Origin of the sequence: Winogradskyella aurantiaca, assembly GCF_003362725.1 — a bacterium.
Lineage (GTDB): Bacteria > Bacteroidota > Bacteroidia > Flavobacteriales > Flavobacteriaceae > Winogradskyella_A > Winogradskyella_A aurantiaca.
The window spans coordinates 77,340-100,784 of record NZ_QKTV01000003.1 but is presented as its reverse complement, the minus strand read 5'-3'; the positions used below and the strand labels follow the sequence as shown (position 1 = coordinate 100,784).

24 protein-coding genes are annotated in these 23,445 nt (G+C 35.9%); 15 read left to right on the top strand and 9 right to left on the bottom strand.

Annotated elements, in window-relative coordinates:
- Positions 1–101 precede the first annotated feature (101 nt).
- The gene (locus DN064_RS06540) at positions 102–464 is read right to left on the bottom strand and encodes a helix-turn-helix domain-containing protein (RefSeq protein WP_115461839.1); all 363 of its coding nucleotides are present in this window, start codon (positions 462–464) and stop codon (positions 102–104) included.
- A 305-nt stretch (positions 465–769) separates the two neighbouring features.
- Between DN064_RS06540 and DN064_RS06535 the strand changes: the two genes are divergently transcribed.
- The 4 genes from DN064_RS06535 to DN064_RS14315 all read left to right on the top strand — a co-directional run bounded on the left by DN064_RS06535 (position 770) and on the right by DN064_RS14315 (position 3,001).
- On the top strand, positions 770–1,891 hold the full coding sequence (locus DN064_RS06535) for a M14 family zinc carboxypeptidase (RefSeq protein ID WP_115461838.1): 1,122 nt from the start codon (positions 770–772) through the stop codon (positions 1,889–1,891).
- A 71-nt stretch (positions 1,892–1,962) separates the two neighbouring features.
- The gene (locus DN064_RS06530) at positions 1,963–2,442 is read left to right on the top strand and encodes an Lrp/AsnC family transcriptional regulator (protein WP_115461837.1); all 480 of its coding nucleotides are present in this window, start codon (positions 1,963–1,965) and stop codon (positions 2,440–2,442) included.
- A gap of 49 nt (positions 2,443–2,491) precedes the next feature.
- Positions 2,492–2,839 carry a DinB family protein gene (locus DN064_RS06525; protein ID WP_115461836.1) on the top strand — a complete coding sequence of 116 codons (348 nt, stop codon included), beginning with the start codon at positions 2,492–2,494 and terminating at the stop codon, positions 2,837–2,839.
- 33 nt (positions 2,840–2,872) lie between these two features.
- A complete protein-coding gene (locus DN064_RS14315) occupies positions 2,873–3,001 on the top strand; it encodes a hypothetical protein (protein WP_262509042.1) in 129 nt (42 codons plus the stop codon).
- Here the strand turns inward: DN064_RS14315 and aroB are convergent.
- Positions 2,998–4,068 (bottom strand): 3-dehydroquinate synthase, encoded by a 1,071-nt coding sequence (gene aroB / locus DN064_RS06520; RefSeq protein ID WP_115461835.1) that lies wholly within the window; start codon positions 4,066–4,068, stop codon positions 2,998–3,000. The two genes, DN064_RS14315 and aroB, sit on opposite strands and share 4 nt — an antisense overlap.
- Positions 4,069–4,160: 92 nt before the next feature.
- Here aroB and DN064_RS06515 point away from each other — a divergent pair, with 92 nt between their 5' ends.
- Positions 4,161–5,324, top strand: coding sequence for a proline dehydrogenase family protein (locus DN064_RS06515; RefSeq protein ID WP_115461834.1), 1,164 nt, complete (start codon positions 4,161–4,163; stop codon positions 5,322–5,324).
- Here the strand turns inward: DN064_RS06515 and DN064_RS06510 are convergent.
- From DN064_RS06510 to porX, 7 genes are all read right to left on the bottom strand, one after another.
- Complete coding sequence (locus tag DN064_RS06510) at positions 5,321–6,715, bottom strand: polysaccharide biosynthesis protein (protein ID WP_115461833.1); 1,395 nt, start codon at positions 6,713–6,715, stop codon at positions 5,321–5,323. The genes DN064_RS06515 and DN064_RS06510 overlap by 4 nt on opposite strands.
- 30 nt (positions 6,716–6,745) lie before the next feature.
- Positions 6,746–7,867, bottom strand: coding sequence for a DegT/DnrJ/EryC1/StrS family aminotransferase (locus DN064_RS06505; RefSeq protein WP_115461832.1), 1,122 nt, complete (start codon positions 7,865–7,867; stop codon positions 6,746–6,748).
- A gap of 1 nt (position 7,868) precedes the next feature.
- Positions 7,869–8,240, bottom strand: coding sequence for a hypothetical protein (locus DN064_RS06500; protein ID WP_115461831.1), 372 nt, complete (start codon positions 8,238–8,240; stop codon positions 7,869–7,871).
- A 9-nt stretch (positions 8,241–8,249) separates the two neighbouring features.
- Positions 8,250–9,449: an alanine dehydrogenase gene (locus DN064_RS06495; RefSeq protein ID WP_115461830.1), complete on the bottom strand. Its 1,200-nt coding sequence runs from the start codon at positions 9,447–9,449 to the stop codon at positions 8,250–8,252.
- A 187-nt stretch (positions 9,450–9,636) separates the two neighbouring features.
- Positions 9,637–10,194, bottom strand: coding sequence for a hypothetical protein (locus tag DN064_RS06490; protein ID WP_232827414.1), 558 nt, complete (start codon positions 10,192–10,194; stop codon positions 9,637–9,639).
- Between the two features lie 265 nt (positions 10,195–10,459).
- Positions 10,460–10,891, bottom strand: a complete 432-nt coding sequence (tsaE, locus tag DN064_RS06485) for a tRNA (adenosine(37)-N6)-threonylcarbamoyltransferase complex ATPase subunit type 1 TsaE (RefSeq protein ID WP_115461829.1) — start codon at positions 10,889–10,891, stop codon at positions 10,460–10,462.
- Positions 10,892–10,992: 101 nt separating this feature from the next.
- On the bottom strand, positions 10,993–12,546 hold the full coding sequence (gene porX, locus DN064_RS06480; protein ID WP_115461828.1) for a T9SS response regulator signal transducer PorX: 1,554 nt from the start codon (positions 12,544–12,546) through the stop codon (positions 10,993–10,995).
- 34 nt (positions 12,547–12,580) lie between these two features.
- Between porX and DN064_RS06475 the strand changes: the two genes are divergently transcribed.
- From DN064_RS06475 to DN064_RS06430, 10 genes are all read left to right on the top strand, one after another.
- Positions 12,581–13,807: an HD domain-containing protein gene (locus DN064_RS06475; RefSeq protein WP_115461827.1), complete on the top strand. Its 1,227-nt coding sequence runs from the start codon at positions 12,581–12,583 to the stop codon at positions 13,805–13,807.
- 47 nt (positions 13,808–13,854) lie between these two features.
- Complete coding sequence (gene lpxD / locus DN064_RS06470; protein WP_115461826.1) at positions 13,855–14,883, top strand: UDP-3-O-(3-hydroxymyristoyl)glucosamine N-acyltransferase; 1,029 nt, start codon at positions 13,855–13,857, stop codon at positions 14,881–14,883.
- The gene (locus tag DN064_RS06465; RefSeq protein ID WP_115461825.1) at positions 14,870–16,276 is read left to right on the top strand and encodes a bifunctional UDP-3-O-[3-hydroxymyristoyl] N-acetylglucosamine deacetylase/3-hydroxyacyl-ACP dehydratase; all 1,407 of its coding nucleotides are present in this window, start codon (positions 14,870–14,872) and stop codon (positions 16,274–16,276) included. Before lpxD ends, DN064_RS06465 begins: the two co-directional genes overlap by 14 nt.
- A 6-nt stretch (positions 16,277–16,282) precedes the next feature.
- Positions 16,283–17,068, top strand: coding sequence for an acyl-ACP--UDP-N-acetylglucosamine O-acyltransferase (lpxA, locus tag DN064_RS06460; protein WP_115461824.1), 786 nt, complete (start codon positions 16,283–16,285; stop codon positions 17,066–17,068).
- Between the two features lie 28 nt (positions 17,069–17,096).
- A complete protein-coding gene (efp, locus tag DN064_RS06455) occupies positions 17,097–17,663 on the top strand; it encodes an elongation factor P (protein ID WP_115461823.1) in 567 nt (188 codons plus the stop codon).
- Positions 17,664–17,669: 6 nt separating this feature from the next.
- Complete coding sequence (locus DN064_RS06450) at positions 17,670–18,611, top strand: UDP-3-O-(3-hydroxymyristoyl)glucosamine N-acyltransferase (protein WP_115461822.1); 942 nt, start codon at positions 17,670–17,672, stop codon at positions 18,609–18,611.
- Positions 18,612–18,679: 68 nt separating this feature from the next.
- Complete coding sequence (sucD, locus tag DN064_RS06445) at positions 18,680–19,552, top strand: succinate--CoA ligase subunit alpha (RefSeq protein ID WP_115461821.1); 873 nt, start codon at positions 18,680–18,682, stop codon at positions 19,550–19,552.
- A gap of 144 nt (positions 19,553–19,696) precedes the next feature.
- The gene (gene fabG, locus DN064_RS06440; protein WP_115461820.1) at positions 19,697–20,437 is read left to right on the top strand and encodes a 3-oxoacyl-[acyl-carrier-protein] reductase; all 741 of its coding nucleotides are present in this window, start codon (positions 19,697–19,699) and stop codon (positions 20,435–20,437) included.
- Positions 20,438–20,449: 12 nt separating this feature from the next.
- On the top strand, positions 20,450–22,483 hold the full coding sequence (locus tag DN064_RS06435; protein ID WP_115461819.1) for a VWA domain-containing protein: 2,034 nt from the start codon (positions 20,450–20,452) through the stop codon (positions 22,481–22,483).
- A gap of 11 nt (positions 22,484–22,494) precedes the next feature.
- A complete protein-coding gene (locus tag DN064_RS06430; protein WP_115461818.1) occupies positions 22,495–23,307 on the top strand; it encodes a prohibitin family protein in 813 nt (270 codons plus the stop codon).
- Positions 23,308–23,445 lie beyond the last annotated feature (138 nt).

Here is a 23,445-nt window from a genome sequence, read left to right as displayed (position 1 = left end):
CAGTTTCTTTGAACCTCATAACAAGATTGTAAAACTAAAAGACTTAAGCTTATTAAAAGAAGTTGGTGACGCATAAGTAGCAAAAATAGATATTCTTGCACTCATTCATAGCTTTTAAAGCTACCATCCTTAAAAAAAATAACAACACGTTCTATCTCTGTATCTGGTTTTGGTAATTGTATCGAAGGTTTATTTTTATGTGTATTATTTTCTTTATGAATGAGGCTGGTCTCTTGTTGAGAGGGGAAGGATCCTTTACCATTTAAAAGCCAATACATGTTTACATCTGGATAAGCCTTTAAAACTTTCATAACAAAATCCAGACTAGGCTTATTTCTTCCAGAAAGCACATGAGAAATGCTTGATCGTTGTACTCCTATTTTTTCAGCAAAACCCGAAGCGGTTTCTTCGTAATAAGCAATGATTTTTTGAAGTCTTTTTGAAAAATCAGTGTTGTTTACCATTGTAAACTTCTATTTAACTGTGATCAGTTTACAAATGTAAATAAATTAAAATAATAAAGGATATATTCTCTTGTATATTTTGATATATTATTAAATATAATGTTGATATAATATATTGTAAATTACTGAAAATAAATATAATATAATACTTAATAAAAGTTCATTGATAATTTTTCAATAATTAATAGTCTTGGAGTATTTAGGCTTTGGAAATTCCCTACCAATTGTAAACAAATTCATTATAATGGTGTTTACATATGTAACATTGACTTTAAGTACCTTTGTCATACATAGATTTATAAGACGTGATATTTTCTGAAACCAAATATTCATTAATTAAGGAGAAAACATTGTTTGGTCGGTATATAACCAATCAACATATTGAGCCGTTGCTTAATGACTTGCCTAAGGAGGTTATTGTTACGAAGCTTGGAACTTCTGCCGATAACAGATCTATTTTTGGTTTAAAGCTTGGGCAAGGAAAAATCAAAATAATGATGTGGTCCCAAATGCATGGAAATGAATCAACCACCACTAAAGCGACCTTTGATTTAATCAATTACTTAATTTCATCTAAAGAGTTATTAAAGTATTTTAATTTTTTAATTATCCCAATTCTAAACCCTGACGGTGCACATTTTTATACTAGGTTTAATGCTAACCAAGTTGATCTTAACAGGGATGCCCAAGATCGTTCACAACCTGAAACAAAAGTGCTTTTTGAGGCATTCCATCAATTTAAACCTGACTATTGCTTAAACCTTCACGGACAGCGAACCATTTACGCAGCTGGTGAGATGGGTAAGTCGGCGACCTTATCTTTTTTGGCGCCAGCATCTAATACTGATAGATCTATTCCATCAAATAGAAAAACAGCCATGCATTTGATTTATGGAATTTATGAAGATCTCAAGGGTTATTTGCCCGGAAGTATTGGGTTATATGCTGATGCTTTTAATCTAAATTGCACTGGCGATACATTTCAGTCTCTTGGCGTACCAACAATATTATTTGAAGCAGGGCATTTTCCTGAGGATTATGATAGAGAAAAGACGCGTTATTATGTGTTTCTATCATACATAAGTTTATTAAAGCGTATTCAAAAGTTAGCGATTGTTGATGAAACGGGGTATTGGAACATTCCTTTGAACGCTAAAAGCTATTTGGATGTTATCATCCGAAACGTACAAACTAGGGATGCTAAAATTGTAGATGTTGGACTATTATTTGAAGAGATTTTAGATAAGGGCACCATAAGTTTTATTCCTAAGGTCGAGACTATAGGAAAATTAACCGGTTATCTGGGTCATAATGAACTAGATGCTAAGGCGGAAATCATAGAATTTTCAAAAAAAAATCCAATTAAAGAAGGTGACGAAATCGATTTCGTAGTCATAAAAAATGAAAAAATTTTGATAAAACCTTAAAAATTGGTCGATTTAGTGTATTATCGATAATAAAATTCTATTATTTTTGCATTTAGTTTAAAGACACAGCTATGGGAAAATTCAAATTAGACGAGATAGATCACCAAATTCTTGACATGTTGATTGACAACACAAGAATTCCATTCACAGATATTGCCAAGAAATTATTAATCTCCGCTGGAACAGTTCATGTTCGTGTAAAAAAGATGGAAGAGGCAGGTATAATTAAGGGTTCTTCATTAACACTTGATTACAAAAAACTAGGCTATTCATTTATCGCCTATGTCGGGGTCTTTTTACAAAATACATCACAAACCAAGTTTGTGTTGGAGCGAATTAACGAAATTCCTTATGTGACAGTTGCACACATAACTACAGGAAAGTTTAATATATTTTGTAAAGTAAGAGCACGAGATACCATGCATGCAAAAGATGTCATCTTTATGCTTGATGATATAGAAGGAGTATACAGAACCGAAACTATGATATCACTTGAGGAAAGTATCAATGATAAGAAACGATTGATGCACACCATTTTCAATGAGCTTTAATATTTAAAAAAAATTAGACACAACCCCTTTTTTAAGGGGTTTCTTTTTTATGTACCAACCCGACAAGCAATCTTATCCAGAATATTATTTACCATATGTGCAATTAGCTCTAGGGACTGATCTCATTAAAAAATTAGAAACCAACCTTCATAAACTTTCAGGTTTTTTTGAAGCGATTCCAGAAGAACTGCATGAGTTTGCATATGAGCCTGGGAAATGGACGCCAAAAGACATCATTTTGCATTTAATCGATACAGAGCGAATATTTTCATATCGAGCACTCAAAATTATAAGGGGGGAAGGAGAAGGTTTAAAAAGTTTTGATCAAGATGTTTTTGTTTTAAACGCTCAAGCTAACGAAGTGCGGTTAGCTGAATTGATTGAAATGTATGTGTAGGTAAGGAAAAGTACAATTCTACTTTTTAAGCATTTGACAGTCCATCAATTAGAAATGGCAGGGTCTGTTAATGGCAATAGAATTAGTGCTGGTGCTCTTGGATTCATAATACTGGGTCATGAAATGCACCATCAGAACGTTATTAAGCAACGATACCTCTAATTCGCATAAAATTCAAAGGCTTCAAGAATGAGACTGTTATCGACCACGCAATCTAATTGTGGTTGACCAAGATGATTGAGTAAGGCAAACTTTACTTTACCATGACTGTTCTTTTTGTCATGTTTCATCAGGTCTATGATGTGTCTGATGTCGTCTGGATCAAATTGAATCGCCTGATAAATGGAATTAAAAGTATCTTTTATTTCCAGAAGATCTTTGTGGTCAAGCGCATTTAATTTGAAAGATAAATACGATTCTAATACCATTCCAATGGCAATTGCTTCCCCATGTAGAAGATCATTTTTTTCCTCTGTTTTGAGATGGTAACTTTCTATGGCATGTCCTAAGGTATGACCAAAATTTAAAGACTTTCGTAGGCCTTTTTCTGTTGGGTCTTTTGTAACAACTTCGTTTTTAATCTCAATTGACCTGTGAATTAGACTTCCCAAGTCCTCCCAATTGAGTTCGCTAAGACTATTTAGTTTTTTCCAATAATTGGAATCGGCGATTAATCCGTGTTTAAGCATTTCGGCTAAACCCGATTTCATTTGATCCTGAGACAGTGTATTGAGATAAGTAACATCTATTAATACCATTTTACCGTTGGATATAACCCCAACCTGATTTTTAAGAACCCCAAGGTCAACACCAGTTTTACCACCGACTGAGGCGTCCACCATAGCAAGTAAGCTTGTAGGAACATTTACATAGTCGATACCTCGTTTAAAGGTGCAAGCCACGAAACCACCAAGGTCAGTGACAACGCCACCTCCCAGATTTATAACAAGGCTTTGTCGATCTGCTCCCAAATCGGATAAGGCTTGCCACACCTGCGTACAGGTATCAATGGTTTTATAGGATTCACCTACAGGAATTTCTATGAGTTCTAATGATTCTGATGGTATTTTTGTTTTACTTAAAAAAATACCTAAGCAGTTTTCATGAGTGTTAGAATCAACGATAACAAAATACTTAGAGTAATTTGCATTTATAATTAAATCATTAAAAGTATCGTATCCTGTATTACCAAAATGAACAACAGAATCACCGGATATAATAGAATTCATTTAAACTTTCTTTCAAGTGGTGAAATTAAGGAGATTTTTAAAAAAGTGTTCTCGGTTCTAAATATATTTGCTATGCAATTTAAGTTTTAGTTATGACTCTTTTCGATAATACTCAAGTCGCGTTTTCACTCAAATCAGATTCTGAACTTGAACGCGCCTACTTTTTGTTCAAAATGATCTCTAACCAACCATTAGTTCGCATTGGAACGGCAGCTACAAATTTTGCATTAAAAGCTAATCTGCCTGTAGAGGGGCTTATACGTTCTACAGTTTTCGATCATTTTTGTGGTGGTGTTAGTGAAGACGATTGCTTAAAAGTTATTGAAAACCTTTATGGAAAAAAGGTGAGTTCGGTATTGGATTATTCAGTTGAAGGAAAAGAGACGGAAGAACAATTTGATAACGCCATGGAAAAGGTTCTTAAAATCGTGAGTTTCTGTAAAGAAAAAGAATCGATGCCCATAGTTGTGTTTAAACCAACAGGATTTGGTCGTTTTGCCTTATATGAAAAAATATCAGCAGGGCAGGAGTTGTCCAGAGCGGAGTTGGAAGAGTGGGATCGTGTTGTTAACCGTTTTGACAAGGTTTGTAAGACCGCTTCGGAAAATGATGTAGAGGTTTTAATCGATGGTGAGGAAAGTTGGATGCAAGATGCCGCTGACGAATTGGTTGAGGAAATGATGGGTCGTTATAATAAAGTAAAACCAATTGTTTTTAACACCTTTCAGTGTTATCGCTGGGATCGATTAGATTATTTGAAAGCGCTTCACAAGCGCGCTCAGGAGGCTGGTTTTTTCATTGGTGCAAAGATTGTTAGAGGTGCTTACATGGAAAAAGAGCGTGAACGGGCTAACGAGCACGGCTATAAATCGCCCATTTGTGTTGATAAAGCGGCATCTGACAAAAGCTTTAATGATAGTCTGTCTTACATAATAGATAATATAGAGGATATTAGCATTTTTATAGGTTCCCACAATGAAAAAAGTTGTTACCTGGCCATGGATTTAATGGGCAATAAAGGATTAGAAAGGAATGATCATAGAATTTGGTTTGGCCAGCTGTATGGTATGAGTGATCACATTAGCTTTAACCTGGCTCAGGAAGGTTATAATGTGGCCAAGTATGTACCATTTGGGCCTGTAAAAGACGTGATGCCATATCTTATTAGAAGAGCTGAGGAAAATACATCAGTAGCTGGACAGACCAATCGGGAACTTGAACTTATTAAACGTGAGCGTACCCGAAGAAAGATTTAAGCTTTAATGATTTTAGTTTTTTTGTAAAGACTTTGTAATAATTCAAAACTTACGCGTTCAGGATACTTATTTAATAGGGTGTTAAATGACTGAATCTGTTCAATTATGTTATTGTCTTCTACCGTGAATGGGATCCTATTTATTTGATTGCATTCGGTATTTTTCACCAATTCATTGGGGTTATATAGTTCTTCTTGAAGTTTTTCTTGGTTTTTACTGTTAGTAATTTCAATTGGATAATTAAAATTATTTGGATAACCCTTAAGGAGTAAAATTACTTTTGCTAAGTCTAAAATGGATGTTTGCTCAGATACATTGAAGACCATCGTATCCTTATGGTTGGCATACAAAGGACTGCTCATTATAAACGAAGCGATGTCCTTAGGTAGGGTAAAATAACGTTTCATGTGTTTATGAGAGATTCTAAGAGTAGCATTTTTAGAAATAGCTGACTCAAAATTTTCAACTACACTTCCGCTAGAGCCAAAGACATTGCCAAATCTAAGAACTGTTACCTTGGTGTTACTTTTGTAATTCAACATATATGATTCGGCGAGCTTTTTAGTCAATCCCATAACACCTAAGGGATTAACAGCTTTGTCGGTTGAGATAAAATTGAATTGACTCACCTCAAACTGATCTGATAGGTCTAATAGGTTTTTAGTGCCAATAACATTGCATTTAAACGCCTCATAGGGATCTGCTTCCATGATACCAACATGTTTATAAGCTGCTAGGTGAAAAACAATATTAATAGCGTATTTTGTGAAAATCGTTCTAAGTTTATTCTTATCACGAATGCTACCAATTACAATTTCAATATTAGCATCTGATTCATTTCTAATCTTAAGTTTAAGATGATGAATGGCATACTCCGAGTGATCCAAAAGTATGAGTTTGTTGAACTTGATGCCCTTTATATAATCTAAGAGTTCATTCCCAATGCTACCGCCCGCACCTGTGATAAGTATGGTTTTATCTTTGTAGAATTCTAAATTACCAGGCTTATTAACGGGTTGGTATTTTATAACCTCAGTTGTGTTAAAGGTTTTAAGGTGTAATTCAGGAGTTGATTTTTTATTCCAAAACTCAGAACTAGTTATTATTTTCATATCGAACCCTAAAGCTTCTAAAAACCTCAAATCTTCCAAGCATGATACGATATTAGAGATGGGTGTGGCAACTAGAATATCACGTGATACAGAACTGCCAATTCTTAAAGAATCTAAATCTGATAAATCAAAGTGCTTAAATCGCAACTGTTTATGAGCTAAATTTGAGCCTAATAACGCAGTGGTATTTGTAAATGGTAATGTATTAACATTTTTGTAGAAACGATAAGACTGTAGTGCTAAGTCTGAATTGATATAAAGTAGCTGTTGTTGTACCATGCCTTAATGAGGCACTAAAGATAAGATTCTCTACTTTATTTGTTCACTGATAACACTAATGATTTCTTCAAGTTGATTTGCTTGAAGGTTTGATCCGCTAGGAAGACATAGGCCTTTCTCGAATAAGTCCTCAGATACTCCATTGTTGAAACTTAGAGCTTGTCTAAAAACAGGTTGTTTGTGGAGTGGAAACCATAAACTCCTGCATTCAATATTCGCATTTAATAAAGCTTGTTTCACACTCTCTTTTTGTTCAAATGAGGTAAAAGTAAAACAGCTCAACCAGCGATTAGAATAAGAATCTGAAGACTCTTTCTGAAAGGACACTTCTGGATTTAAATCGCATAGCTTTTTTTGATAGACATTAAATATATGCCTCCGTCTTCTAGTGTATTCATCTAATCGATTCAGTTGCGCCACACCAATTCCTGCCAATACATTTGAAAATTTATAATTATAGCCAAGTTCTTCATGCCATAAATAAGCCTTATCTGCTTTAGCCTGATTAGCAAGGTAATCGGCCCTAACACAATAGTCTTTACTATTGGTTACAAGAGCGCCACCACCAGAGGTTGTTATGATCTTGTTGGCATTAAATGAATAAACGCCAATGGAACCTAAATTACCGCAAGGAATACCCTTGTATGAGCTCCCTAATGCTTCGGCGCTATCTTCAAGAATTGGAACTTCATGGTTATTCGCAATTTTTCGAATACCGTCATATTCACATGGCATTCCATAGAGATCCACACTAATAATGGCCTTTGGTTTAATTCCTTTCTTTTTCAGGGTATTAAGGGCCTCATCCAACAAATCCGGACTCATATTCCAGGTGTCTTTCTCTGAATCAATAAACACTGGGATTGCATTAAGGTATAATATTGGATTTGCAGAAGCCACAAAACTATTAGACTGACAAATCACATGATCACCTGATTCAACACCGAGGACTTTTAATGCTAAATGAATAGCCGATGTTCCTGAATTGGTTAAAACGGCATATTTTGTTTGGCTGTATGCTCTTAGTGAAGAGTTAAACTCAATTGTATTCTCCCCAAAATAGGCGAGATGATTGGCTTTTAATGCCATCTCTATATAGGATACTTCATCGGTACCTATATGAGGGGGAGAAAGCCAAATCTTAAAGGCCATACTAGTCCATTTTAATATCTGCTAGGAAGGCTTGGGATTCACAGTTCATGATAGTCAACTCTACAGGCTGTTCTTTAAAAGAGTTTTCTATTACATAGGTGTTACAACTGTCTTCGTTGATAATACTCTTATTAAAAGCAACGTCTCCATATTTGATCAAGTTGATAACATCTATGCTGTCTATACCTTTGCTTAAAGCTAGTTCCTTAGCAGATGCACTGTAGGTGATAGGTTTTGAAGTAATGTTTTTAACGGTCCTGGCATTAGGGCTATAATCACAGGATGCATCTTTACCATTTAAAATAAAGGCAAGGATTACTAAACCTATGGCAAATCCACCTAGGTAATACCCAAGTCGGTTGATAAACTTCATTGAATTGTATTAAAAAATCAGCAAATTGGCATCGCTACAATCGAGACCAAACCAATCGGCAACAGATCTATTGGTTAAAATACCGTGGTAAAAATACAACCCATTTTTTAAACCTCTATCGTGTCTAAGGGCATTTTCTATACCGCCACTTTCACCAATTTGTAACAAATAAGGGGTGAAGATATTGCTAATGGAAACTGATGCTGAACGAGAATAACGAGCTGGAATATTAGGGACCCCATAATGTATGACACCATTTTTTTCAATGGTAGGATGATCGTGCGTTGTAACTTCGGAAGTTTCAAAACATCCGCCCATATCTATACTTACATCAATGATCACAGAACCAGGTTTCATTAGTTCTACCATAGTCTGAGTAACAATAATTGGGGATCGGTTATTACCTCTAACGGCGCCAATAGCTACATCACAGCGTTGAAGCGATTTTAATAAATTCTTTGGCTGCATTGTGGATGTGTAAACGGTGCGCCCCAGATTTGATTGGAGCCTACGCAATTTTGTAATGGAATTGTCAAAAACTTTGACATTAGCACCAAGTCCAATAGCACATCTTGCAGCAAATTCCCCAACTGTTCCTGCTCCCAAAATAACAACTTCGGTAGGTGGGACACCACTAATGTTACCCATCATGACCCCATTACCTCCGTTGACGTTAGACATAATTTCAGAGGCGATTAGGATGGACGCTGTTCCTGCAATTTCACTTAAACAGCGCACTGCCGGATAAGCCCCATCTTCATCTTTGATAAACTCAAATGCTAGTGCTGTTACTCGTTTTTTAGCTAAAGCCTCAAAATAAGATTTGTTTTGTGTTTTAAGTTGTAAAGCAGAGATTAAAAGAGTTTGAGGGCTTAACAATTCAATTTCATCAAGAGATGGTGGTTCTACTTTTAAAACTATAGGACAACCAAACACCTTGGTTCTATCCTTACTTATTTCAGCTCCGGCTTCACTATAATCCCGATCTGAATAGTTAGCACCAAGACCCGCTTCACTTTCTACCATAATTCGATGTCCGTTGGCTGTTAGGGCTGAGACGGCATCGGGGGTAAGGCAAACACGTTCTTCTTGGAAATGAGTTTCTTTAGGTATTCCAATAAATAAGTCTCCTTTTTTTCTTAAAACCTCTAATGTTTCTTCTTGAGGAAGTAACTGCGCCTTCGTGAATGGAGTTTTTGGTTGGTTCATAAAATGGATATAAAATAAAATTACTAATTTTTGATAGAAAAGGCATGACTTGGTTGGAACTATTCAAAATCTCAGTATGATACTTACCTAGTACATGGGTTGCGATTGCTATTTTATATAAAGTTTAGATAAAAAAAGAAAAGTCACCAATTTGGTGACTTTTTAAATTTATACTGTAAAGACAAGTTTAAAAGTACTGCTTAAGCCTACCCATAAAGTCTTTTGGTTTGATCATAAATTCTTCTTCGAGTTCTTCCATGGTTTTATTAGCATCATTTAACTTGTTAAACATTTTTGCTCTAATAAGATAGATTGAAGGAAAAACTAGAGCCATAATTGGAAGTAACCAAATTATTTGAAACTCATCAATTGGTTTGGAATCCTCAATTAGGAAAGTTATCAATTGAAAAGAAAACATCGTAATTGGCACTATTAACGCATGATACCACCAGTGCTTACAAGTAAAAAACCAAATTAAAGAGAGGATAAGTGGAATCACTTTCATCATGAATATCCAAGCAGCAGCATTAGCACTTTGGTAATAATAACTCTCATAGGTAAATAAGAAGTTATCCCATTTTTGGACATCTGGTACATATTCGTAGAGATAAAATAAAAAGGGAGTACCGGCTATTAATGTAGCTAAGATACTCCCTGTTAAAATTCTCTTTTTGTTATAAGAAATCTTATCCGTGTGTGGGCGGCTTAAGTTTCTTTCCGTCAACTTGTGTAGTAACTTGATCATTGATGTCGATGATATTTGTTGCTTGTGCAGTAAATAACATTCCTCCAAAGATGGCTACAGCTAAAATTAGTTTTTTCATAATTCAAGGGATTAATTAATTAATACTGCTACAAAATTACCTGAGAGTGCTTCCCTGATAAAATGCTAACGTGTTAAAATCCGATGAATTTGAACCTTGCCGTTACGGTTTTTCCGTAATTCAGCCTATATTTCGTTGGAATGTCCGTAAGAATCTTACGTTTTAGATGTCTGTCATAGCATACTTTTAGGTTAATACTGTGTTATTTATGGTCAATTTGAGGGATCTTGACATTTCTGATACATTTTGTATCTCAATTTTATTAAAATCTGAAGGAATTTGGTCCAATATAAGCTCTGGCCATTCAATAAATAGCCAATTCTCCGCACTTAAATAGTCTTCAAAACCCATATCCCATATTTCTGAGACATCATTTATTCTATACAAATCAAAGTGATAGACTGTTCCTTCATCTGTTTCATACTCATTCACCAATGAAAAACTAGGGCTGTTACCGGTATCTTGCCCACCCATCTGCTTTAGTAAAGCCTTAACAAGGGTGGTTTTACCGCTTCCCATCTCACCAATAAATACAACAACCTTGGAATCGAAAGCCCTTAAAATATCATGGCTAACACTCTCAAGTTGATTCAAATCGTATGAATATATTGTTTCCATTGTCCGTATAACATTATGAAATACGCTACAATAGTACGTCAAAAAAGCCAAAAAACCTAGAAAAAAATGTATTTCATCCGATTTTTTTGCTTTTTGTGGAGTTATTTAGGAGAGAACTCAACATATGGTATTATCATTTCTTCCAGTGAAATTCCACCGTGTTGATAGGTGTTTCTGTAGTAACTAACATAATGATTGAAGTTGTTGGGGTAGGCTAAAAATAGATCTCCTTTCGCAAATATAAAGGAACTACTCATGCTCATAGCAGGCAGTTTGATTGATTTTGGATCCTTTGCCGCATAGACATCTTTACCTTGATAGGTTAAACTGCGTCCTGTTTTATAACGTAAATTTAAACTTGTATCTCTGTCACCAATAACCTTGCTTGGAGATTTTACATTGATGGTACCGTGATCGGTAGTTAATATAAGTTTAAGTCCAAGTGATTGTGCATTTTTAATGATATCCAGTAGAGGTGAATTTTTAAACCAACTTTCTGTTAAGGATCTGTAGGCCTTGTCGTTTGACGCAAGCTCCTTTATTACCTCCATTTCTGTTTTGGAATGAGACAGCATATCTACAAAGTTATAAACTACCACATTCAAGTCATTATTGCCAAGGGCTTTTAAATTATCAGCCAACTTTCTACCGGACTTAAGATTGGTGATCTTATGATAGCTAAACTGAACATCTCGCATTCCTAAACGCGAAAGTTGCGCTTCAAGAAACTCAGCTTCATGTAAATTTTTACCTCCCTCATCCATGTCATTTTTCCAAAGATTCGGGTGGTGTTTTTCCATGTCAGAAGGCATTAATCCCGAGAAAATTGCATTTCGCGCATACTGGGTTGCCGTTGGAAGAATACTGTAGTAGGACATCTCTTGAGTTTTATCGTAAAAAGGACTTATGTGCTTTTCAATAGATTTCCATTGATCATATCGCAAATTGTCAATAACTACTAAAAGTACCTTTTCATTTCGTCTGATATGGGGTAATACTTTTTTATTGATTAAGTCGGTGGACAACATTGGGGCATCCCCATTACCATCAAACCAATCCTGATAGTTCTTCTCAACAAACTTTCCAAACTGCAGGTTGGCCTCTACTTTCTGTGATTCAAGAATATCAATCATACCGGAATCCTGGATCTGATCCAACTCGAGTTCCCAATAAATCAATTTTTGATACAATTCTGCCCACTCCTCATGACTATTAATCATTGCCAGATCCATAGCAATCTTTCGAAATTCTTGTTGGTAATTGGACGTAGTTTTTTCCGAAATCAATCGATTGTGGTCCAGGTTTTTCTTTAAGCTTAGTAATATTTGGTTTGGATTTACTGGCTTAATGAGATAATCCGCGATTTTGTTACCAATTGCTTCTTCCATGATATACTCTTCCTCGCTTTTGGTAATCATAACAACTGGAAGATTAGATTCCTTTTCTTTTATAGAATTAAGAGTCTCTAGACCTGATAGACCTGGCATGTTCTCATCAAGAAAAACGATATCAAAACTATCTTCTTTTATCATTTCTAAAGCCTCCATTCCGCTTTGGCACGAGGTGACAGAATAGCCTTTATTATTAAGGAATATTATATGAGGTTTCAGCAGGTCAATTTCATCGTCAACCCAAAGGATATTAAATTGGTTCATGTATATTTGCGCTTCTAGGTAATAAAATCATCAAGTGCTCAATAATAAGCTCAAGATATTTAACGATCCAATTTACGGTTTTATTACAATTCCAAATGCCTTAATATTTGATTTAATTGAACATCCTTTTTTTCAAAGACTGAGAAGGATTAGCCAAATGGGATTGTCGTATTTAGTTTACCCAGGAGCTCATCATACACGCTTTCATCATGCGCTTGGAAGTATGTTTTTGATGCAAAAAGCAGTTCAGGTATTACGCTCAAAACAAGTAGTCATTTCAGAAGATGAAGAGCAAGCACTTTACATTGCGATAATGCTTCATGATATAGGCCATGGACCTTTTTCGCATGCCATGGAGCACAGCATTGTTGATGGTATTCCACACGAATTCTTATCACTTAAATTTATGGAATCCTTGAATAAGCAATTCAATAACCAACTTGAGTTGGCTATATCTGTATTCAAAGGAGATCATCATCGACGATTTATGGGGCAACTAATATCTAGTCAGATCGATATGGATAGAGCAGATTACCTTAAACGCGACAGTTTTTATACGGGAGTTGCCGAAGGGAATATTAATAGCGAGCGTCTCATTACAATGATGAATGTTATTGATGACGAATTGGTGATTGAGGAAAAAGGTGTTTACAGTGTAGAAAAGTTTTTAATTGCCAGACGTTTCATGTATTGGCAGGTCTATTTGCATAAGACTGGAATTGTAGCAGAGGAGTTGCTTATGCGTATTTTAAAGCGCGCTAAGGAGTTAGTGGAGAATGGGCAATCAGTAAAAGGTAGTGAGAGCTTGCAGTACTTTTTGAGTCATTCAGTCGGTATGGGAGAAATGAACGAGGCTAATCTTCAGAAATTTGCCTTTCTAGATGACTATGACGTCTTATCAGCTTTAAAAGAATGGATGGGCCATAAGGATTTTGTCTTGAGTCGATTAAGTCATATGCTTATTAACAGAAATCTCCTTCGTATAAAAATGAAAACTAAGCGATTTAGTAAGTCCAAAGTTGAGGAACTTCGAAAAAACTTCGCACAACGTAATGAACTGTCCAATTATGAAGCTGGTTACTTTGTTTTTACCAACGAGATTTCAAATAGAGCCTACAACCCTAAAGCACAACCTATAAAGGTATTGCTAAAGACGGGCAAAATTAAACCTCTAAATAAAGTATCTAATCACCTGAATATTGGTGATATTTCTAATTCCATCACCAAGTATTACTTATGCTATCCCAAATCTTTGGATTAGATCATTTTTTCTATTTTTGCGCTAATCACAATCTATTTAATCATTAATTGAAATTCACAGCACAGCAAATAGCAGGAATATTAGAAGGTGAAGTAGTAGGAAATCCAGAAGCTGAGGTCTCTAAATTGGCAAAGATCGAGGAGGGAGTAAAAGGATCTTTAACCTTCTTGGCAAATCCTAAGTACAAAAGCTACATCTACACTACCAAAGCTAGTATAACTATTGTCAACGAAGATTTTGAGCCTGAACAGGAAATTACAACGACTCTCATTAAAGTCCAGGACGCCTATAAGGCTTTTTCAAAATTATTAGAGTATTACAACCAAATCAAACTTAATAAATCGGGGATTGAGACCCCGTCTTTTATATCTGACTCAGTTTCCTATGGTGAAAATATCTACGTAGGTGCCTTCTCATATATAGGTGACAATGTGAAAATAGGCGACAATGTCAAGATCTTTCCAAATTCATACGTGGGTGATAATGTAGAAATTGGTGATAATACCATTATATTTTCGAGCAGCCAGGTGTATTCAGACTGTATTATTGGAAACAACTGTGTGATTAATTCAGGGGCTATTATCGGGGCAGATGGTTTTGGTTTTGCACCGAATGAAAAAGGAGAATACTCCAAAGTTCCGCAGATAGGAAATGTGATTCTTGAGGATTATGTAGATATTGGAGCCGGTACTACTATAGACAGAGCAACTTTAGGGTCTACCATAATCCGCCGTGGGGTTAAATTGGATAACCAAATTCAAATTGCTCATAATGTTGAAATTGGCAGAAATACTGTAATTGCAGCCCAAACAGGAATTGCCGGATCTACTAAGATTGGTGAGAATTGTCAAATCGGGGGACAGGTAGGAATCGTAGGTCATATTACTATTGGTAATAATGTAAAAATCCAAGCGCAGTCAGGAATTGGTAGAAATGTAAAAGATAATGAGGTGTTACAAGGATCACCTGCATTAGCATATGCAGATTATAATAAATCCTATGTACACTTTAAAAATTTCCCAAAATGGGTAAAAACCATTTCGGATATTGAAAAAAAATTAGATGGGAATAGTTAAAACCGAGATAAAACAAAAGACCATTTCTAAAGAGGTATCTTTAAAAGGAGTGGGATTACATACTGGTGATCAGGTCACTTTAAAATTTAAGCCGGCACCAGAAAATACTGGATTTGCTTTTAAACGTGTTGATTTAGAAGGTGAACCTACTATTGAAGCAAGTGCTGGTTATGTAACTAATACACAACGAGGCACCTGCCTTGAGAAGAATGGAGTAGTCATTCAGACATCGGAGCATGTACTGGCGGCTTTAGTAGGTTTGGATCTTGACAATGTTATAATTGAACTGAATGCTTCTGAACCACCCATTATGGACGGTTCTTCGAAATTTTTTATAGAGGCATTGGAAATTTCTGGTGTAGTCGAGCAAGAGGCGGTGAGAGAAGAGTATGTAGTTACTGAGAACATTTCTTATTATGATGAGGATTCAGGAAGCGAAATTATTCTCATGCCTTCCAAGAATTATCAGATTACGACCATGGTGGATTTTGGGACCAAAGTTTTAGGAACTCAAAATGCTACCCTGTCTAAGTTATCAGATTTCAAAACTGAAATATCTAAATCAAGAACGTTTAGCTTTCTGCATGAATTAGAAATGTTATTGGAACATGGGTTAATAAAAGGTGGTGATCTCAACAATGCTATTGTTTATGTGGATAAGGAGATCTCTGACAGTACCATTGAAAAATTGAAAAAGGCTTTTAATAAAGAAAGTATAGCAGTAAAACCGAATGGTATTTTAGATAACCTGACCTTGCACTATCCAAATGAAGCAGCTAGACACAAACTACTTGATGTGGTTGGTGATTTGGCTCTAATAGGTGTTCGATTGCGTGGCAAGGTGATAGCTAATAAGCCTGGGCATTTTGTTAATACACAGTTTGCTAAGAAAATGCAAAAGGTGATTAAAAATGAGCGTCGTAATAACGTACCTAGTATAGATCTTGGCGCCGAACCATTAAAGGATGTTAATGAGATTATGGCTATGCTACCTCATAGACCACCATTCTTACTAATAGATAAAATTTTTGAACTTACCGAAGAACATGTGGTAGGTATGAAAAACGTGACTATGAATGAAGACTTCTTTCGTGGTCACTTTCCTGGGGCACCAGTAATGCCAGGGGTTTTAATTGTAGAGGCAATGGCCCAGACCGGGGGTATCTTGGTGCTAAGTACTGTGCCAGACCCTGAAAACTATCTCACGTATTTTATGAAAATTGATAAGGTGAAATTTAAACAGAAGGTAGTTCCTGGTGATACCCTTATTTTCAAGTGTACCTTAATAACTCCAATTAGACGAGGGATTTGTCATATGCAAGGGTATGCCTATGCCAATGGGAAATTATGCGCAGAAGCTGAACTCATGGCTCAAATCTCTAAAGTTAAATAAGACAAAATGAATCAACCGTTAGCATATGTGCACCCTGGTGCGAAGATTGCCAAAAATGTGGTCATAGAACCATTTGCCACCATTCATAATAATGTAGTTATCGGCGAAGGAACCTGGATTGGCAGTAACGTCACCATCATGGAAGGTGCAAGAATTGGTAAAAACTGCAACATATTTCCAGGGGCGGTAATTTCGGCTGTACCTCAGGATTTAAAATATAATGATGAAGACACGACTGCCGAGATTGGTGATAATGTTACCATTAGAGAGTGTGTAACCATTAATCGCGGTACAACCGATAGAATGAAGACTGTTATAGGTAATAATTGTCTTATTATGGCGTACTGCCACGTGGCGCATGATTGTATTGTTGGGGATAACTGTATTTTTTCAAACAATAGTACCTTGGCGGGACATATAACCGTAGGCGACTATGTAGTTTTAGCAGGTATGGCGGCTGTTCACCAGTTTTGCTCCATTGGAAATCATGCCTTTGTTACTGGTGGTTCATTAGTAAGAAAGGATGTTCCACCGTTTGTTAAAGCCGCTCGCGAGCCATTGTCCTATGTAGGCATCAATTCTGTTGGGTTAAGACGTCGAGGTTATTCTACAGAGAAGATCCGGGAGATTCAAAATATTTATAGAATTTTATACCAAAGAAATTATAACAATACCCAGGCCTCTGAAATCATTGAAGCAGAAGTGGCCGCAACTCCTGAACGCGATGAAATATTGCAGTTTATCAAAAACTCCCACCGCGGAATAATGAAAGGGTATTTTAAATCAAATTAATTTTAAACACTGTTGATCAGTATTAATTATGGCAAGTACATCAGATATTAGAAATGGATTATGTATTAAATACAACAACGATATCTATAAAATCATTGAATTCTTACATGTAAAACCTGGTAAGGGCCCTGCATTTGTAAGAACCAGGCTTAAAAGTGTTACGACAGGAAAAGTTATCGATAACACCTTTTCTGCAGGTCATAAAATTGAAGATGTCCGGGTTGAAACTCATAAATTTCAGTATCTGTATAATGATGTTGATGATTATCATTTCATGAATACTGCTGATTATTCTCAAATTGCACTTCAAAAAAGTACACTGGATCGTCCAGACCTCATGAAAGAAGGTGAAGTTGTTACTGTTTTAATTAATACTGAGGATGGTTTACCCTTATCGGTTGAGATGCCTGCTAGTGTTATTTTGGAAGTAACACACACAGAACCAGGAGTCAAAGGTAATACTGCTACTAATGCCACCAAACCGGCTACAGTTGAAACGGGCGCAACTATTAATGTGCCATTATTTATAAACGAAGGCGATAAAATTAAGGTTGAAACGGAAAAAGGAACCTACAAAGAACGTATTAAAGAATAATTTCAATTGAAATTCCCAACTGTACAATCCTTAGAATATATAGCTGAACTTATCAATGCTGAGTATGTTGGTGAACCTGATTTTCCTGTTCATGGCATGAATGAAATCCATGTAGTAGAATCAGGAGACATTGTATTTGTAGATCATCCTAAGTATTATGATAAGGCCTTAAATTCCGCTGCGACGATCGTCTTGATTAATAAAAAAGTGGAGTGTCCCGAAGGAAAGGCATTGTTGGTATCCGAAGATCCGTTTAGAGATTTTAATAAACTTACTAAGCACTTTAAACCATTTAGGGCTGCAAATGCATCCATTGCGGAATCGGCTAGGATTGGTGAAAATACTATTATTCAACCCAATGTATTTATTGGAAATAATGTGGTGATAGGTGATAATTGTGTAATCCATCCTAATGTCACTGTTTATGATGATACTATTATTGGAAATAATGTCATCATTCATTCAGGCACAGTTTTAGGTGCAAGTGCCTTTTATTACAAGAAACGGCCAGAAGGTTATGATCAATTGATTTCTGGTGGCCATGTTGTAATTGAAGATGATGTCCATATCGGTGCATCTTGTACCATCGACAGAGGTGTTACTGCGGCAACAACTATCAGGTCTGGTTCTAAGTTAGATAATCAGATTCAAATAGGACATGATACTGTTATTGGTAAAAAATGTCTTATAGCATCACATACTGGAATTGCGGGCTGCGTTGTAATTGGCGATGAAGTGACCATTTGGGGCCAGGTAGGAGTTACAAGTGGAATTACAATAGGCGATAAGGTAACAATTTCTGCTCAATCAGGAGTTAGTAAATCTCTGGAAGGCGGCAAGCACTATTTTGGTACTCCCGCAGACGAATTCCGATCAAAATACAAGGAGATTGCAGCAATTCGCAAAATTCCTGATATCCTAGAACAGCTAAAAAAAATAAGTAAATAATAATCTTCTGTTTTCCTATTATAAGGATTATTTTTGCAGCGCAATAAAAATTAAATAATCAGACAAATATGAGCGTCTTAGTTAATAAAGATTCTAAAATTATAGTACAAGGATTTACTGGTAGTGAAGGAACATTTCACGCAGGTCAAATGATTGAATATGGTACAAATGTCGTTGGGGGTGTTACTCCAGGAAAGGGAGGGCAAACTCATCTTGACAAACCCGTATTTAACACTGTTAAAGAAGCGGTTGATGCTGTTGCTGCTGATACATCCATCATTTTTGTTCCACCAGCATTTGCTGCTGATGCAATAATGGAAGCTGCTGATGCGGGAATTAAAGTCATAATTACAATTACTGAAGGAATTCCAGTTGCAGATATGATTAAGGCCTCTGATTATGTTAAAGATAGAGACTGTAGATTGGTAGGTCCAAATTGCCCCGGTGTAATTACACCTGATGAGGCTAAGGTAGGTATTATGCCTGGTTTTGTCTTTAAGAAGGGAAAAGTAGGTATTGTTTCTAAGTCAGGTACCTTGACTTATGAGGCTGCTGATCAAGTTGTGAAACAAGGCCTAGGTATTACTACTGCTATTGGAATTGGTGGGGATCCTATTATTGGAACCACAACCAAAGAGGCTGTTGAGCTATTGATCAATGACCCAGAAACTGAAGCCGTTGTAATGATTGGTGAAATAGGTGGGCAGTTAGAGGCAGATGCAGCCAATTGGTATAAATCAAGTGGTAGTTCCAAACCTATTGTAGGTTTCATTGCTGGTGAAACTGCTCCTGCTGGGAGAACCATGGGGCATGCCGGTGCTATTGTAGGTGGAAGTGATGATACTGCTCAAGCCAAGAAAAAAATTATGCGAGCCTGTGGTATCCATGTGGTGGATTCGCCTGCTGAAATTGGTAAAAAAGTGGCCGAAGTATTGGGCTAGCCCGTAGTTTTATAAAAATACTGTTAAAAACCTTACAAAATCTTGTAAGGTTTTTTTATATCATACAAATTGTATCTTCTATCTTTGAAATTAAGTTGTTTTAAGGTAACTAATTAACCAATCAATAATTAAAAAAGTAAAAATATGTTACAAGATAAAGTAGCCATTATAACAGGTGCAAGTCGTGGAATTGGAAAAGGAATTGCCGAAGTATTTGCTAAAAATGGGGCTAATGTTGCTTTCACCTATAGTTCATCAGTAGATGCAGCTAAAGCATTGGAAAAAGAATTGTCGGATATTGGAATTAAAGCTAAGGGCTACCAAAGTAATGCCGCTAGTTTCACAGAGGCACAAGAACTAGTTGATCAGGTATTAGAAGATTTTGGAGCTATCGATATTCTTATCAATAATGCCGGTATTACAAAAGACAACTTATTGATGCGTATGGGGGAAGAGGATTTTGACAAAGTAATTGAAGTCAACCTTAAATCGGTTTTTAACATGACCAAAGCCGTTCAAAGGACCATGCTTAAACAACGTAAAGGATCCATTATTAACATGAGTTCTGTGGTTGGTGTTAAAGGTAACGCTGGTCAAACTAATTATGCCGCTTCAAAAGCTGGAATTATTGGGTTTTCAAAGTCTGTAGCCTTAGAACTTGGATCAAGAAACATCAGATGTAATGTTATTGCTCCTGGTTTTATCGAAACTGAAATGACTGCAAAGCTAGATGAAGAAACAGTGAAAGGATGGAGGGCAGCCATTCCATTAAAACGAGGTGGTACTCCTGAAGATATTGCTAATGCCTGTGTCTTTCTAGCCAGTGATATGAGTGCCTATGTGACAGGACAAACCTTAAATGTGGATGGAGGTATGCTAACATAGCAAACCAATTATATGGATTTTACCACAATTACAGTATTAATATTATCATTTGTTGCGGCGCTATTTATAGCGCTGTTTCAATATGTGATTAAGGTAAAAGATAGAGGACCGAAGCAATGGGTGTTAGCTTTTTTGCGCAGTATGACCCTATTTTGCGTCGTACTCCTCATTATCAATCCAAAATTTGAACAAGTCTCTTATTCAAATAAGAAGCCAAAACTGGTAGTTGCGGTTGATAATTCTGCCTCTATGAGGCATCTAAATTTGCAAACAGAAGTGTCTCAAGTATTGGGTGAAATAAGAAAGGCTGCACAATTAAATTCAAAATTTGACATTGAATACTTCAAGTTCGGAAACAATTTCACGAGATTGGATAGTCTGGGATTTGATGATAATAAAACTGACTTTTCGAGCCTTATAAATGGTTATGATGATATTTTTGAAGAGTCCATAGCCCCATTATTGGTCTTAAGTGATGGTAATCAAACCTTTGGTGCCGATGTTAGGTTTTCATTGTTAAATGGTAATAAGAGCATTTATCCCATTGTTCTTGGTGATACCACCTCATATGAAGATTTAGCCGTTAGCCGTGTCAATCATAATAGGTATGTCTATCATAAAAACAAGTTTGAGATTGAAATATTAGTAAACTATTCTGGTAAGCTGTCGCAAAGCGCCCAGCTTAAGATTTCCAATGGTAATTCGGTTGTTTTTTCTCAAAACTTAGATTTTAATTCAACAAACACTTCTGAAATTATCACTGCGGTCTTAACAGCAAATACCTTAGGTATTCAAAATTATTCGGTTGAGATAGGGCCTTTATCTAATGAAAAAAACGAGGCTAATAACAGCAAAGAATTTGCAATCGAGGTTATTGATCAGAAGACTAAGGTAGCCATTGTTTATAACAGGCCCCATCCGGATATTGGTGCCCTTAAGAAAGCTATAACTAGCAATGATCAGCGAGAGGTGTCATTACTAAGCCCTAAGGATTTCTCAAGCAGGATGAATGAATTTCAGTTAGTAGTATTATACCAACCTGATATTTCATTTAATGCCATATTAGAACCTTTATTTGAAGGGACTTTCAATACATGGGTCATATCCGGCCCCACGACAGATTGGGATTTATTAAATGACAATCAAAACCTATATGACCAGGAAATCACCTATCAGGAAGAGTTATATCAACCCTATTTAAATACGGCGTTTGGGCCCTTTATAATAAGTGATACTCAATTAGAAGATTTTCCGCCTTTGCGATCAGAGTTTGGGACTATAAGTTTCAATTCTTCGGTTGAGACCGCTATTTATAAATCGGTTAATGGAAATCCCACAGGTTTTCCAATGTTAAGTACCATGGAACTTAATGAAGAAAAGCATGGTCTTCTTCTTGGTGAGGGCCTTTGGAGATGGAGAGCACAATCGTATCTAGGGTTTGGAAGCTTTGAAAATTTTGACACCTTTATTGGAAAGCTGGTACAGTATTTAAGTTCTAATAAACGTCGTCAGCGTCTTATTGTTGATTATGAATCATTTTACAATAGCTCCGATGAGATTTTAATTAAAGCACAATTCTTTAATGAATCTTATGAAATTGACAATACGGCTAATTTGTCAATATCAATTAAGAATTCAGAGACTAACAACATACGTGAATTGCCACTACTGTATGCTGAAGATGGCTATCAGGTGGATTTAAGTGGTTTGGAATCCGGAACTTATGAATTTAGTGTAAGCAATAAAAAAGATAGAATATCGCAGACGGGTGTATTCACTGTTATTGCTTTTAATATAGAACAACAATACCTGAGATCTAACTATTCTTATCTCAGTGCCTTGGCTACAAACCAACTTGGTTTGACTTATGATAGCGACACAATAAATGAATTGATTTCTAATCTTAATGAGGATGGAAATTTTGTTACCATTCAAAAAGAGATTCGTGAAACTAAAGCCTTAATTGATTGGTATTATTTATTAGCTTTAATAGCAATAGCCGTATCTTTGGAATGGTTTATAAGAAAGTATAACGGATTAATTTAAATTAAAATCAGATGGATAAATTACCAAAAGTTGGTCTTCCAATATTAATTGGAATAGTGTTCTTAATAATTTTAGTTGCAAAATCAGCTGTGACTATTGGCCCAGGTGAGGGCGGTGTAATTTTTGAGCGGTTTGGAGATGGAATAAACACCGAAAAGACCTACGGAGAGGGATTTCATATTGTGGCTCCTTGGAATGAAATGATAATTAGAAAAGTTAGACAGCAATCTGTTTCGGATAACATGAATGTATTATCCGTTAATGGATTAGAAGTAAAAGTTAATGGTACAATTTGGTATGAACCGGAGTATAGTAACTTAGGCAATTTAATTAAAACTAAAGGTGAAGATTATGAACATGAACTTCTAGATCCTGCAATTAATGCAGCTGCTAGATCTGTTGTAGGGCGTTACACTCCAGAGCAATTGTATTCAAGTAAACGAGATGTTATCGAACAAGAAATTTTAGACGAAGTTACTAAGCTTCTAAATGGACAATACTTAATTGTTAAAAGAGTGTTGGTCGAGGATGTTCAATTGCCTCCAACCATTAAGCAGGCTATAGAGCGTAAATTGAAACAAGAGCAGGAATCTCTAGAATATGAGTTTAGATTAGTAACAGCTCAAAAAGAGGCCGAAAAACAACGTATAGAAGCGCAGGGTAAAGCCGATGCTAATAAAATTTTAAGTGCGTCATTAACTGATAAAATCCTCCAGGATAAGGGGATTGAGGCAACAAATAAACTGGCGGAATCACCAAATTCAAAGGTGGTAATCATTGGATCAGGTGAATCAGGTATGCCAATTATTTTAGGTAATCAATAAAAGTTTGTTAATACCTTGGAATTCTAAAATATTTTTCTGAAAATTTGTTCAGGAAAAAGAAACATGAGTTTTATTCAATTACATCATCATCATTTCAATACTTGCACTCAAGCGAGTTAGAAATGTATTGAATAAAAT

Excerpts from the sequence above, each read along its gene's own strand:
- DN064_RS06540 (WP_115461839.1), bottom strand. The coding sequence starts at position 464 with ATGGTAAACAACACTGATTTTTCAAAAAGACTTCAAAAAATCATTGCT.
- DN064_RS06530 (WP_115461837.1), top strand. The coding sequence starts at position 1,963 with ATGGGAAAATTCAAATTAGACGAGATAGATCACCAAATTCTTGACATG.
- DN064_RS06525 (WP_115461836.1), top strand. The coding sequence starts at position 2,492 with ATGTACCAACCCGACAAGCAATCTTATCCAGAATATTATTTACCATAT.
- aroB (WP_115461835.1), bottom strand. The coding sequence starts at position 4,068 with ATGAATTCTATTATATCCGGTGATTCTGTTGTTCATTTTGGTAATACA.
- DN064_RS06515 (WP_115461834.1), top strand. The coding sequence starts at position 4,161 with ATGACTCTTTTCGATAATACTCAAGTCGCGTTTTCACTCAAATCAGAT.
- DN064_RS06510 (WP_115461833.1), bottom strand. The coding sequence starts at position 6,715 with ATGGTACAACAACAGCTACTTTATATCAATTCAGACTTAGCACTACAG.
- DN064_RS06505 (WP_115461832.1), bottom strand. The coding sequence starts at position 7,867 with ATGGCCTTTAAGATTTGGCTTTCTCCCCCTCATATAGGTACCGATGAA.
- DN064_RS06500 (WP_115461831.1), bottom strand. The coding sequence starts at position 8,240 with ATGAAGTTTATCAACCGACTTGGGTATTACCTAGGTGGATTTGCCATA.
- DN064_RS06495 (WP_115461830.1), bottom strand. The coding sequence starts at position 9,449 with ATGAACCAACCAAAAACTCCATTCACGAAGGCGCAGTTACTTCCTCAA.
- DN064_RS06490 (WP_232827414.1), bottom strand. The coding sequence starts at position 10,194 with ATGATCAAGTTACTACACAAGTTGACGGAAAGAAACTTAAGCCGCCCA.
- tsaE (WP_115461829.1), bottom strand. The coding sequence starts at position 10,891 with ATGGAAACAATATATTCATACGATTTGAATCAACTTGAGAGTGTTAGC.
- porX (WP_115461828.1), bottom strand. The coding sequence starts at position 12,546 with ATGAACCAATTTAATATCCTTTGGGTTGACGATGAAATTGACCTGCTG.
- DN064_RS06465 (WP_115461825.1), top strand. The coding sequence starts at position 14,870 with ATGGGAATAGTTAAAACCGAGATAAAACAAAAGACCATTTCTAAAGAG.
- lpxA (WP_115461824.1), top strand. The coding sequence starts at position 16,283 with ATGAATCAACCGTTAGCATATGTGCACCCTGGTGCGAAGATTGCCAAA.
- efp (WP_115461823.1), top strand. The coding sequence starts at position 17,097 with ATGGCAAGTACATCAGATATTAGAAATGGATTATGTATTAAATACAAC.
- sucD (WP_115461821.1), top strand. The coding sequence starts at position 18,680 with ATGAGCGTCTTAGTTAATAAAGATTCTAAAATTATAGTACAAGGATTT.
- fabG (WP_115461820.1), top strand. The coding sequence starts at position 19,697 with ATGTTACAAGATAAAGTAGCCATTATAACAGGTGCAAGTCGTGGAATT.
- DN064_RS06435 (WP_115461819.1), top strand. The coding sequence starts at position 20,450 with ATGGATTTTACCACAATTACAGTATTAATATTATCATTTGTTGCGGCG.
- DN064_RS06430 (WP_115461818.1), top strand. The coding sequence starts at position 22,495 with ATGGATAAATTACCAAAAGTTGGTCTTCCAATATTAATTGGAATAGTG.